This window comes from Funiculus sociatus GB2-C1 (genome assembly GCF_039962115.1).
GTDB lineage: Bacteria > Cyanobacteriota > Cyanobacteriia > Cyanobacteriales > FACHB-T130 > Funiculus > Funiculus sociatus.
Genome location: NZ_JAMPKJ010000111.1, coordinates 1 through 11,390 on the forward strand (window position 1 = coordinate 1; position 11,390 = coordinate 11,390).

The 11,390-nt window shown below is 43.9% G+C and carries 12 protein-coding genes and 3 pseudogenes; 11 read left to right on the forward strand and 4 right to left on the reverse strand.

The genetic code is table 11. The features are described from left to right. Nucleotides 1-404: 404 nt before the first annotated feature. The 3 genes from NDI42_RS27745 to NDI42_RS27755 all read right to left on the reverse strand — a co-directional run bounded on the left by NDI42_RS27745 (nucleotide 405) and on the right by NDI42_RS27755 (nucleotide 3,235). On the reverse strand, nucleotides 405-1,127 hold the full coding sequence (locus tag NDI42_RS27745) for an IS1 family transposase (RefSeq protein ID WP_190454513.1): 723 nt from the start codon (nucleotides 1,125-1,127) through the stop codon (nucleotides 405-407). Between the two features lie 651 nt (nucleotides 1,128-1,778). Then, nucleotides 1,779-2,375 carry a DUF4278 domain-containing protein gene (locus NDI42_RS27750; RefSeq protein ID WP_190454516.1) on the reverse strand — a complete coding sequence of 199 codons (597 nt, stop codon included), beginning with the start codon at nucleotides 2,373-2,375 and terminating at the stop codon, nucleotides 1,779-1,781. A gap of 656 nt (nucleotides 2,376-3,031) precedes the next feature. Next, nucleotides 3,032-3,235 (reverse strand): hypothetical protein, encoded by a 204-nt coding sequence (locus NDI42_RS27755; protein ID WP_348231840.1) that lies wholly within the window; start codon nucleotides 3,233-3,235, stop codon nucleotides 3,032-3,034. Nucleotides 3,236-3,803: 568 nt separating this feature from the next. On the opposite strand from NDI42_RS27755, the gene NDI42_RS27760 reads away from it, so the two are divergent. From NDI42_RS27760 to NDI42_RS27795, 9 genes and pseudogenes are all read left to right on the forward strand, one after another. Further along, nucleotides 3,804-4,319, forward strand: a complete 516-nt coding sequence (locus NDI42_RS27760) for a cupin domain-containing protein (protein WP_190454521.1) — start codon at nucleotides 3,804-3,806, stop codon at nucleotides 4,317-4,319. A 115-nt stretch (nucleotides 4,320-4,434) separates the two neighbouring features. Beyond that, nucleotides 4,435-5,637, forward strand: coding sequence for a ScyD/ScyE family protein (locus tag NDI42_RS27765; protein WP_190454524.1), 1,203 nt, complete (start codon nucleotides 4,435-4,437; stop codon nucleotides 5,635-5,637). A 502-nt stretch (nucleotides 5,638-6,139) separates the two neighbouring features. Further along, nucleotides 6,140-6,934: pseudogene (locus NDI42_RS27770) on the forward strand (IS5 family transposase). A 297-nt stretch (nucleotides 6,935-7,231) separates the two neighbouring features. Beyond that, nucleotides 7,232-7,504 (forward strand): annotated as a pseudogene (locus tag NDI42_RS29030) (site-specific integrase); the annotation flags it as partial. A 30-nt stretch (nucleotides 7,505-7,534) separates the two neighbouring features. Continuing rightward, a pseudogene (locus NDI42_RS29035) lies at nucleotides 7,535-8,077 on the forward strand (tyrosine-type recombinase/integrase); the annotation flags it as partial. Between the two features lie 54 nt (nucleotides 8,078-8,131). Beyond that, nucleotides 8,132-8,380 carry a hypothetical protein gene (locus tag NDI42_RS27780; RefSeq protein ID WP_190416399.1) on the forward strand — a complete coding sequence of 83 codons (249 nt, stop codon included), beginning with the start codon at nucleotides 8,132-8,134 and terminating at the stop codon, nucleotides 8,378-8,380. A gap of 2 nt (nucleotides 8,381-8,382) precedes the next feature. Next, nucleotides 8,383-8,856 carry a PIN domain-containing protein gene (locus NDI42_RS27785; RefSeq protein ID WP_190454530.1) on the forward strand — a complete coding sequence of 158 codons (474 nt, stop codon included), beginning with the start codon at nucleotides 8,383-8,385 and terminating at the stop codon, nucleotides 8,854-8,856. Between the two features lie 188 nt (nucleotides 8,857-9,044). Beyond that, a complete protein-coding gene (locus NDI42_RS27790) occupies nucleotides 9,045-9,806 on the forward strand; it encodes an HAD family hydrolase (protein WP_190454533.1) in 762 nt (253 codons plus the stop codon). 163 nt (nucleotides 9,807-9,969) lie between these two features. Beyond that, the gene (locus NDI42_RS27795; protein WP_190454536.1) at nucleotides 9,970-10,197 is read left to right on the forward strand and encodes an EF-hand domain-containing protein; all 228 of its coding nucleotides are present in this window, start codon (nucleotides 9,970-9,972) and stop codon (nucleotides 10,195-10,197) included. Between the two features lie 211 nt (nucleotides 10,198-10,408). On the opposite strand, the gene NDI42_RS27800 is transcribed toward NDI42_RS27795, so the two are convergent. Then, nucleotides 10,409-10,729, reverse strand: coding sequence for a hypothetical protein (locus NDI42_RS27800; protein WP_190454538.1), 321 nt, complete (start codon nucleotides 10,727-10,729; stop codon nucleotides 10,409-10,411). 13 nt (nucleotides 10,730-10,742) lie between these two features. Between NDI42_RS27800 and NDI42_RS27805 the strand changes: the two genes are divergently transcribed. Both NDI42_RS27805 and NDI42_RS27810 read left to right on the forward strand, forming a co-directional pair. Then, on the forward strand, nucleotides 10,743-11,015 hold the full coding sequence (locus tag NDI42_RS27805; RefSeq protein WP_190454541.1) for a hypothetical protein: 273 nt from the start codon (nucleotides 10,743-10,745) through the stop codon (nucleotides 11,013-11,015). Between the two features lie 123 nt (nucleotides 11,016-11,138). Further along, nucleotides 11,139-11,390 (forward strand): hypothetical protein (locus NDI42_RS27810; protein WP_190454544.1); only part of this gene is annotated, 252 nt, incomplete at its 3' end.

Here is an 11,390-nt window from a genome sequence, read left to right on the forward strand (position 1 = left end):
TTAAGGTCGTCTAGCGATATAGTAAGTTGCAGATTATCTAAATTAAGCCATTTAATAAAGAATATAATATCGGAATAACAGCCAGTAGCATCGAAAATAGTAATATTAGGCCTTGGAGACAGTAGCTTCATCAAAGCTACCCAGTCTTGGAGCCTCATAGATTCCCATAATTCTGGCACTGAAAGCAAAAACGACATATTTTCGTCTCGATCAAAGTTATTGAAGCTATAAGTAAATACGTAAGGATTCAGGTCATACTAAAATGTCTCAAATTCTTTCCTAGCAAGGGTTTCTGATGATTTTTCATAAATTTATATTCTCAATAAGTATTGTGTAACCCTTATACTCTCGTGCCTTACTGCGGCTAAAAGTATGGGTAGTGGTAAATATGTAGTGATAAGCACCTAAACTTGCAAGCATTCATTATAATGGTGAAGAAAATACAAGATGGCTCCAATATGATTGTCTAGTTTTTTAGAAAAAGACAAAGTTTTTCTAACTAACCGTGCAACTCTTTGCCTCAAAGTATTGTTAAACCTTTCAATGTAACTGGTTTTTCCACTTTCTTTGGAAACTGATTGATGTCGTTTAGTAGGTATAACTTGAGCGTAAGCCGCCCAAAAATCGGTAAAACACTTAGCACATTGACGATAAACAGCCGGCAAAGAATTCCAAAGACCTCTAGCTCCACTTTCACTGCGAGCGCCAACATAATATCCAACAATTTCTCTAGTTTCTTCATCAAGGGCTAACCAAATCCATTGCTGGTGACTTTTTTTACCTACAAATGACCAGAGTTCATCACATTGAATTCTTAATTTGCCTGGGCGCTTTGGGGAAACTTTTAAAAGTCTGGAAACCTGAAGATATAAGCTATTCACGTATTGTTGCAGCCAAACTTCTGAAACTTCAGCAGCACGAGCTATTCCAGCCAAGGGGATCTTTTCAAGTAATAGCCTCTCAATCCAATCCTTAGTTTCTTGCGAAACATATTTTTTGCTGGGATTTTCTAAAAACTGTCTTTTACAATCTTGACACTGATATTTGGTTTTTTTGTTATGAATTCTACCGTTTTTAACTGTATGTGAAGAGCCACATCTAGGACAAGTAGGTCTGACTTTTGACATCGCTACGGAAAAATATTTTATCAGGTGTTTAAGCAAGCATACTATTTTTACATAGTATCATAATTTGGGAAATTTAAAAATTAATAGCTTGGAAAATGAAACCAAATTTAAATTGTGCAACCTCAACTACTTAATCGCCATCAGCCCCACCTATATAAAACTCAAGGATTATAAATTTCACTACATATTTACCACTACCAGCAAGACTATCTTTTTGATGGGTTGCTTAGAATGAGCAGGCATGATTTCCTCCTTGGAAATTCCCCAAATCGAGCTTGCCCTGCTACATTTAGTTAGCAGGTGACGGTGTTTTGAACTGACCTCTAGTGACTAAAGCCGCTTTACCCTGAAGTATCATCCTGTTTCTCCTGCTTGTTCCAGTTAATGCAATTATTTGAGGCGGCAACAATCCGACTATCATTTAACTTCTTAAAGAAACGTGATTTCGGGATAAAAGAGATGCAAAATATATAAGCTAAAAGTAGAGAGTTCTCATCCATGTGTTTGCCCTGTTTTGTTAGGTCATAGTTATCAAGATTGTTTTGTTTGAGTAGGAAGCTAATAAGCTTAGTCTTGACAATCGCTTAACCGCAAATTGAACTTTGCACCAGCGAAAAACCCATCAATTACTCATGAGAATTTTTCAACTTCTCAGTAGGAGCTGAGCATCAGTTGCTCAATCGAAGTTTTGCCTACCTCTTTCATTGCTTGATGAATTTTTGGAGCCTGCATCCACGTAGCAGTAAACACTAAGGAGAGAACCGTAAAAGCTCCAAACAAGATTACCTTATTTGTTAGGTTAGGTTCCTCTTGTACTATGGGTTCGTTGGTAGCGGATTGGATTTCTCCTTTAACAGTCGAACTCCAATTACTGCCACATTGTGACCATAAACCCAAAAGATTGAGATCGCACAAGAATTCATCTCGTGTCTTAGAGGCATTATGGTATTTATCTTCTGAGATGATAAATTTTGAAGTACTTGCAGGCTGAATAACTACGCTAACTTTTCCCTGTGGAGTTTTATTTACAAAGTAAGCGATGCCTCGATACACCAATCTATAAGCTACTGGTTGTACAGGAACTTCACTTTGCTTCGCATTCGGATCAATACGATAGGTAGCTCTACGGTAAATCAGATTATAAGCGTGACCAGAGCCACGAAGTTGCTTAAAGGGCTGCCTTCCCTTCCGGGTTTCAACCTTTGAGGGGTCGTATTCGTAGCTCACACCACGATAGTAAAGCTTCATGGTTTCACTCTTGAATGAATGTAATGGAGGAGTTTCTTCAGGAAAAAGTTTTCTTATTTGAAGGTCTACTAGACTCAACTTCTATTCTTAAAAAAGTGATTTATGTCACGTTTCAGTAGTAATCCAATAGCAAATCAACTTGCCATCTACACTTAGCCACCGAGCTGTTAGCCTTCTTTTCCTAGGAGTTGTGGATGCAGCAATATTTTGCGGACTGGAAGGAGATTCAGATTTCTGAAGGGTTACATAATTCATGATTAAATCCCTTTTATTTAATAGATTTGTTGATTGGTAATTTAGAGGGAAGCTTGAGGAAAGGTTTTGGGTATATTCTTCGTGTCAATCGATTTTAGATTTTAGATTGCCTCTGCCAACTCATTTAACGGAGCTTGACATTCTGTAAAAACTTCTGACAATTCCTCTTGTACGGGAAGGCTTGAAATCCTTGTTTTTCGTTCAAACATATGGCTTTTGAGTCAAGATGGTTAATGTTAACTTGCTTTCATAACTCTATTTTTATAACTTTACTTCAAGACAAACCACTCAAGTTCTTTTAGTTGATATGCAACTTAAGCAAAAGTCAGTTACAAAGTCTAAGCAATAGCTATAGGCGCAGAGAAGTATCCCAAACCGCCAAAAATTATGGGAAGCTCTTGCTAATTACAAGTAATTGCTTCGTCATTCTGCTGCAATTGCAACAGCGCCAAACCTCGAAAATACCAAACTCGATACTGGTTAGGACGAATTTGAATTGCTCGATCAAACGCTGCCAGGACTTCTTCATCCGGTTCCGATTCCAGTAACATCTTGCTGGAGCAATACCAACTATCATTTTGTGCTTTGTACCTTACTGTAATCATGAAGTTAGAAAGTGTTAACTTGATTGATTACCAATATAAAAACAAATTTTTGATAAATCTTTCACCTTCTCTGCCCGATTAATTGCCCATCGATGAAACACCTATTGCACAAAACTGCAAAGTCTATAACCTATTCTCTGTAATTCCCTTGAGTGAATCGTGCAATTAACCTAGCAGATTTATTCAATCAATTTGACATAAGCAGTGAATGCGCCACCTATCAACCTCTTTGTATTCTGCAATTGGATGCAAAAAAAGGTTGTTGATGAACACTAAGAACTGGGCGCAATTAACGGTTATCATTTTAGCTCCCGTGTTGGGCGTTGCTGAATACGGATATGATTTACCAAAATTTAGAACCAGCCTTTGAGGTTCCAGCAATAGCTTCATATCTGCATTCAGCAACACCTTGTTTACAGCACTACCGTTCTTACAGCATCTTGCAGAAAAGCGATTGCCTTAACTCAGCGCTTAACTAGCGGATCTTGAGTGGTGCAATTTGGAGAAGTTTTGCCAACTGAGTTCGTGTCACAACAGCTTACGCCATAAGTTATTTAAGAGAAAAACCATGAACGAAACAATCTCTGTCAATGCCAAAGCTAAATTAGTTCAGCCTGGTAAGGGTTCCACATATTTAGTGCTGGGTGACTTATACACTTTTCTCGCTGTGGGAGAAGATACGGGTGGAACCTATTCGTTATACGAGATAGTGATGCAACCGCAAAGCACTACACCACTTCACAGTCACGACCAAGCGGCTGAATCCCACTATATTCTTGAGGGTGAGGTTGAGTATCAGTTTGACGAACAAACTACTGTCGCAACTCAAGGAACCTACCTCTCTTTTCCCAAAGGTTTGCGCCACAGTTTCAAAAACGTCGGGTCAAAGCCTGCTAAAGTGTTGGTGATAGCTACACCTTCTGGACCTGAGCAGTTTTTTGCAGAAGTAGGTCAGCTAGTGAACCTGCCAATGAACCCTGAACAAGAGCGTAATCAAAACCGTCCCCCTAGTCCCGCCGACATCGAAAAAGCCGTTGAAATCGCTTCGACGAACTATGGGATAAAATTTGGCGTTGCTGAATGACGGAATGATTTCTTCTGATTAAAAATGAAAAATTAGGAACTCCAGCCGCTGATTCATCCCTATGATCAGCAACGCCCAAACAACATACTGTAAAGTCGCATTTTGGAGATTATTCATGTTGAAGCATCTAACGTTTGCAACAATAGGAGCAACTATTGTCGCTCTTGGTTTCGGAAACACAGCCCTTGCTGCGACCTTGGAAATAATTGCAAGTAATTTAGATAACCCTAGAGGATTAACTATCGGAGCGAATAGTTCTCTTTATGTAACTGAAGCAGGACGGGGTGGTGCAGGACCGTGCATTCCTTCTCCAACAAATCCAACTGCATCAGTTTGTTATGGTGCTACAGGAGCACTTACCCGCATTGAAAATGGCACAGTCACCAGAGTTGTAACCGGATTGCCATCATTAGCAGCACCTGATGGTAGTGAGGCAACAGGTGCCCATGATATTGCTTTTGATGCGACTGGGCAACCTTATGTTCTAATTGGGCTTGGTAGTGATCCTGCTGTTCGGAGTGCTTTGGGAGTGCCAGAGTTTGGACAATTGCTGAAAATTAATGCCCTTAATGGTGGCTCTGATTGGACTGCGATCGCTGACGTTTCAGCATTTGAGCAAGCTGAAAATCCTGATGGAAGCGGAGTAGATTCCAATCCTTATAGCTTTGTCATTCAAAACAATACCGCTTATGTTGCTGATGCGGGTGCTAACGCTCTGCTAAAGGTGGATCTTGATAATGGGGATGTTGATCTAGCGTCGGTCTTTGGTAGCCGTCTAGTGACTAACCCATTTGGGGGTCCTTATATTCCTATGCAGTCTGTGCCCAATGCAGTGGCTAGCAGTTCTGATGACACACTCTATGTCGGTGAATTGACCGGATTTCCATTTCCAGTAGATGGTGCACGAGTCTACCGCGTTGCCAATGGTGTTCCTGAGATTTTTGCCGAAGGCTTTACCAACATCATTGATTTGGATTTTGATTCCAATGGCAATTTGTATGTTTTGGAATATGCCACTAACGGTATATTGTCTGGTGATTTTACAGGTGCATTAACTCGCCTTAATCCAGATGGAACACGTACAACCCTTTTGCAAGACGGGTTACTTGCTCCAACTTCATTCACATTTGGAGATGACGGGGATATTTTTATAGCAAACCGAGGAATTGCTGCGGGTCAGGGAGAAATTATTCGATTCAATCCCAATGATTCTCAACCAGTTCCTGAACCTTCAAGCTGGATTGGGTTACTGGCGATCACTTCCATAGGAGGATTCCTAAAAGTGACCCAACGCAGACGTTATTGTAGTCATTCTTAATCTAGTAACGCGGCAAGCTTAAGAAGCTCGATTAGGGTAAAGACGACGTAATTTGAACCCTTGCATCCTTTGTAGTGAAACGCCACTGCACCTGAGCCTGTTCTGGATTGCAGTGGTGTTGCCAAGCTGCAAGCTTTTGCTTAAGCATCAAATTATAACCAATTCGACGTTCAAGACATTGCTAACGTAAGACACTTAACTCAATTGAGCGTGACATTCAACCAACTCCCGTTACAGGGAGTGTAAAACCACTCTAAACGCTGTGCTAGACGATGCACTTCATCGACATCAAATGCTGTCGAATAACAGATTATTTGTCGTCTTAACAAATTGTTGTCATTGGGCGCTTCTATCGCTACTAAAGCCTAGATATATTTGGATGAACAAAAGCTGGAGTTAAGAGGATGTTTGAAAAGTAGTAATAAACACCAGTATTGTAAGAAAACTTCCTGGAGTCATAGGCTGAATCATATGCAAAGTTTCAACAGCCTTCCAGGAAGCTATGAATCCAGCCTACGCTACAGAACTCAGCCTTGAACAGTACCAATTATTTGAATTCCTTCTCAATTCAACTTATACAACGGGTAGACCCCGCAGTGTTAGCTTGATGCGTGTTCTCCAAGCCATTTTGTATGTGCTGGTCAGTGGTTGCGCTTGGAGGCTGTTGCCCAAAGAGTATCCACCGTACTCAACGGTGTACTACTACTTCCGCAAATGGCGCAAGGATGGCAGTTGGAAGCGAATCCATGACCAGAGGCGTGCAATGGGTGAGAGTCACTGAAGACCACCTTGCTTTTTCCAAGTGCGGCAAGTCTAGATTCTCAAACCGTACCGACTGCCGTCATGGTACATGAGACGGTTGGGTACGATGCTGGCAAAAGAATTAAAGGCAGAAAACGCTTTACCTTGGTCGATACTCTGGGATTACTGATTGCAGTGCGAGTCGTGGCAGGCAATGTCCCTGAACGTGAAGGGGCAGAGCAGTTGTTCCACCAGGTTCATGACTGAACGTCAACGTCTCCCACGACTCGTTCGCATTTGGGTAGATGGGGGCTTTTCCGGTGAGAACTTCTTGCGCTGGGTGATGGATACGTTTCGTTAGATTTTAGAAGTCGTTTTACGTCCTGAAGGTGCTCAAGGCTTTGTCCTATTGCCTAAGCGGTGGACTGTAGAGCGTACTTATGGTTGGCTGCATTGGTGCCGCCGCCTGAATGTCGATTATGAGCGATTGCCTGCTTCTTCCGAAGCCTTCATTTATATCGCGTTGATTCGTCTGATGCTACGTAGACTTGCCTAAGCTTTTTCTCACTCTCTCCGTATTTCCAAACATCCTCTAAGGGTCGCTCGCGCAAACTTTCTCTGCAATCTTGCAGTAGAGCGGCTCCGCGCGAGCGACACAAATTTATCTTGATGTTATTTAATTTGGCATTGAGACAAAAATTGCCGAGAGTGCGATCATAACAAGGTGACTTATCACCCAAGAGTGTAGATTTCCAATGAGTGATAAGCAGACTTATCACCGATACAATCTAAAACAGAGTCCCTCCTGCGGATACAGAAGGGACTTGTTCAACAAAAGGTCTACTCTTACTCTATGTTGACACGAACATCTGGGGCGGCGATCGCTCCTACTACTCGCTTGGCTGAAGTTAATTCCACTGTCCAATTGATTGACCTTTGGTTGCACGGCAAGACTCGTCAGAGCCAGAGGGCTTACCGTGGTGACATCAATTGTTTTTTGGCATTTGTCGAAACCAAGCCGCTGCCGCAAGTTACGCTCAATGATGTCCAGGCGTTCGCTGATGCCCTAGCTTCTCAGGGGTATTCTGCCGCTACCCAGAATCGTCGGCTTTCATCCCTCAAGTCACTGCTCTCGTTTGGGCATCGAGTTGGGTATCTGCCCTTTAATGTAGGTGCGTCGCTAGACACGCCTTCAGTCAAAAACACTTTAGCAGAGCGGATTTTGACAGAGCTTGAGGTGATGACGATGATTGCCTTGGAACCGTGCGAGCGCAATAAGCTGTTACTCCGTTTCCTGTATGCCAGCGGTGCCAGAGTTTCGGAAACATCTTCTTTAAGATGGCGTGACTTCAAACCTGTAGGCGATCGCGGTCAGGTTGCATTGTATGGCAAGGGGGGAAAGACGCGGTATGTGGCACTGCCAGCTTCCCTCTGGAAAGAGCTAACTAAGTTCCGAGGTGATGCCGGACAAGATGACCCGGTGTTTAGAAGCCGTAAGTTTGCCGGGGCTATTCAACCAAACCAAGTGCGGCGAATCATCGAAATAGCTGGGTCACGTGCGGGGATTGAAGGAAAGGTTAGTCCGCATTGGTTCAGGCACTCCCACGCCTCCCACGCTCTTGACCGAGGTGCGCCTGTGCAGTTGGTTCAGGCAACGCTGGGTCACGCCTCGGTTGCAACAACCAGCCGCTATCTTCACGCTCGTCCATCCGACAGTTCTGCCCTTTATCTACCTTTTTAGGAGCAAATATTTATGACATCTAAACCGATGGAATTAGAAGGAACTTGGGAGGAGATTATCATCCACTCAAAAGAACTCGCTGGAAAGAGAGTGCGCGTCACCGTTCTTAGAGACGAACCTGAATCCCCTTCCCCTGAAACGCCTTCTCCCTCTAGCTCCACTGCCGAATCTCTCTTGAGGTATGCAGGGACATGGGAAGGGGACGACCTTGAGGAGTGTCTCCAGATGGTTTATGATTCCCGTGCCCCGCTGGAATTTTAAGCGTGTATTTGCTCGACACCAACCACTGTAGCCGCATTATTGAAGGAGATGCCGTTGTCCGTCGCCGCCTCATCGAGTTGGGCCAGGTGCCAGTGGCTACCAGTGTCATTGTTTGCGGGGAACTCATTTTCATGGCACAAAATTCACAACAGAAGGCGGCTAATCTAATCCGAGTGCAAGCTTTTGTACAAGGCATCGACATCTATTCGGTGGACAGGGAAACTGCCCATATCTACGGTGAATTTAAAGCGGAAATCATCGCTCAGTTTGGCCCCAGAGAAAAAAGTAGACGCAGAACAACCAGGATTGAAGCTTTAGGCGTGAGCGAGAATGATCTGTGGATTGCTGCTACTGCCTTGCGTCACGGTCTGACTGTGGTTTCATCTGATAGTGATTTTGAACGGATGCGAGAGGTAAGAACGCTTCCAGTAGAAAATTGGTCATCGCCGCCGTCACCTCCCTTACTTGAGCCTTGAATGGGTGTTAGTGTATCTTCACTCCTTGCGATTAGCCCCACAGCAAATCCCTCACTTTTCACGATGAGCGATCGCAGCACCCAGTCCTGCTCCAATGTCTACAATTACTGCAACTTTAGAGAGATTTATCAGTTCTAACCCTTATTGATTGGTAGTCTTACCTCAAGAACACCTGGAAAATAGTTACGATGACACAACTGCGTGCCTTGATTTTTGACATTGATGGAACGATGGCAGATACCGAGCGAGATGGTCATCGCGTTGCTTTCAATCGTGCCTTTGCTGAAGCTGGTTTAGATTGGGATTGGTCAGCTGAGCTGTATGGAGAGTTACTTGAGGTTACGGGGGGAAAGGAACGCATTCGCTTTTACTTGGAGCAGTATCGACCGGATTTCGAGCCACCGACTGACTTGGACAAGTTTATCGCTGACATTCATGCGACCAAAATCAAATGTTTCCAACAATTGGCGGCTGAGGGGGCTATGCCGTTGCGCGTAGGAGTGAAGCGATTGATAGAAGAAGCCCTCTCTCAAGGAGTTCGCTTGGCGATCGCAACAACAGCTTCACGCCCCAATGTTACTGCCCTATTGGAACATTCCCTTGGAGCCAATAGCCCTGACTGGTTTGAGGTGATTGCCGCTGGTGATATCGTTCCTGCCAAAAAACCAGCACCAGATGTCTATCAGTATGTCCTACAGATGATGGATTTAGAGGCCCAAGATTGCCTTGCGATTGAAGACTCGTACCAAGGTTTAGAAGCTGCCTGTCAACTAGGTTTGAAAACAGTTGTTACGGTTAACGAATACACGCAAAATCAAGATTTTTCCGGTGCCATACTGGTATTAAATCACCTGGGAGAACCTCTTCAACCCTTTAGTGTTCTTGCTGGTGATGCTGGAGATGCAAGTTATGTCGATATAGCATTGGTGCAGCGTCTCCATGCTCTCTAACGTTTGAGAAAAACGATCGTTCCCCCTAGAGCTAATAAGATAAACACAAGCCATTTTTGCTTCTGGAACGGACTACGTGGTCAGTGATAAATCTTAACTTTCCTTGCATCTTTCTCAAAACTTTGAGATATTGAATTGAAAAAATTAATTCAGATAGAAACTTATGGCAACTGAGCAAGAGCTTCAATCTCTTTTTAATACCTTGGATAGAGATCAAGATGGCAAAGTATCGAGTAATGAGCTTTTTTTAAGTCCTGGGTTAAATGCAGTCATTTCAGCAGAAACAGGTACTAGCCCCGCGGAACTGCTAGCGATGTATCGAGATGAAGAGGGTAATATTACCTTTGAAGACTTGAAACAAGCTGTTAAGAAAGCAGGGAATTTAGAATAAGCGCGATCGCCCAACCAGCAGCGATTGAAATAGCGACACTCATTCAAGTGGATGACTGTCGCTTCCGGTAAGGGTTTCAACCATTATCGATTTTTCAGCTTATCCGAGATGTACTCAGTTATCCCAAGCAAAACCATCGAAACCGCAAGTTCCTAGTCTTCTTTCGTACCGCGGCACAGTTCTTCAGCCGGATAAAGTGGCAGGTTCAAGGTCAAACGATATGGAGTCTGAGCGCGATTATGCTCCCTAAGACCACCAATCCGAGCGCCCGACGGAAGTAGTTGACCCCATCAAACAACTCCTGCCATGCCCAGGTGAACAAAGCACCGAACCCCATTAAATCAAATCCTGTCTGGAGATTGCCGCTGGGCAAGACGAGTTGAAGTAGGCTTGCTCCCAACCCTACTAGAATCGGCAAATTGGGCATCTGAGCAATGACAATCTTGCCCTCGCTGTCTCGAAAAGTGCGATCAAACAAGGTGGTTCCCTGTACCTTAAGCTCTTCTGAATCGCGGTTCAATTGGGACGACATCTACTCTGCCTCAATGCTACTGAACCCAAATGTTAGGTCGGTTCTGCCTACTTGGTGTCTAACTCAAGTTGGAGATTGCTCTTGCGATCGTCCTTCGTTTCAGTCCCCTTGCGGGGATTCTGTTGGCGGAAAGGATTACCTGGCAACAGTATTTGGTACAAGCTTTTACCGCCTGACCCGCATGGCTTTGACCGCGACAGTGACGGGGTTGGATGCGAAAAGCAGTAAGGAGCGATCACCCGTTGGAAGAATGGTGGTTTCAACTGAACAGGCAGCAGAAATATAGGTGCCCTAGGCACTTATATTTGTGGGTAGTGGTATAGAAGTAATGATAAATTCACTTTCACCCCCTACCGTACAAGGCTTTGAGCATTGAATATCACTACCTGTTTACCACTACCTATTGGTGGTGCGCTCAAACTGGCTGGCAGGTAATCAGCAATCTAAGATTCGAGCTGGGGCAGTCGATGTTGAGAAAGCGAACGACTTGTCGTCGCGCTTGCGCTTCGCGCAATCAAGGAAAGAAAAGGCGATCGCTCTTGAGTCAACTACCTACTTATTCTGTTTGAACCGCATCAATCAACCTCCACTCATCTCGCCCATGAATCGCAACGTTTTTACCGTCAACATTAAAAATCCAGTAAGGCTGCCCTATCGACTT

Excerpts from the sequence above, each read along its gene's own strand:
- NDI42_RS27765 (WP_190454524.1), top strand. The coding sequence starts at position 4,435 with ATGTTGAAGCATCTAACGTTTGCAACAATAGGAGCAACTATTGTCGCT.
- NDI42_RS27755 (WP_348231840.1), bottom strand. The coding sequence starts at position 3,235 with ATGATTACAGTAAGGTACAAAGCACAAAATGATAGTTGGTATTGCTCC.
- NDI42_RS27745 (WP_190454513.1), bottom strand. The coding sequence starts at position 1,127 with ATGTCAAAAGTCAGACCTACTTGTCCTAGATGTGGCTCTTCACATACA.
- NDI42_RS27750 (WP_190454516.1), bottom strand. The coding sequence starts at position 2,375 with ATGAAGCTTTACTATCGTGGTGTGAGCTACGAATACGACCCCTCAAAG.
- NDI42_RS27795 (WP_190454536.1), top strand. The coding sequence starts at position 9,970 with ATGGCAACTGAGCAAGAGCTTCAATCTCTTTTTAATACCTTGGATAGA.
- NDI42_RS27800 (WP_190454538.1), bottom strand. The coding sequence starts at position 10,729 with ATGTCGTCCCAATTGAACCGCGATTCAGAAGAGCTTAAGGTACAGGGA.
- NDI42_RS27780 (WP_190416399.1), top strand. The coding sequence starts at position 8,132 with ATGACATCTAAACCGATGGAATTAGAAGGAACTTGGGAGGAGATTATC.
- NDI42_RS27805 (WP_190454541.1), top strand. The coding sequence starts at position 10,743 with ATGCTACTGAACCCAAATGTTAGGTCGGTTCTGCCTACTTGGTGTCTA.
- NDI42_RS27760 (WP_190454521.1), top strand. The coding sequence starts at position 3,804 with ATGAACGAAACAATCTCTGTCAATGCCAAAGCTAAATTAGTTCAGCCT.
- NDI42_RS27790 (WP_190454533.1), top strand. The coding sequence starts at position 9,045 with ATGACACAACTGCGTGCCTTGATTTTTGACATTGATGGAACGATGGCA.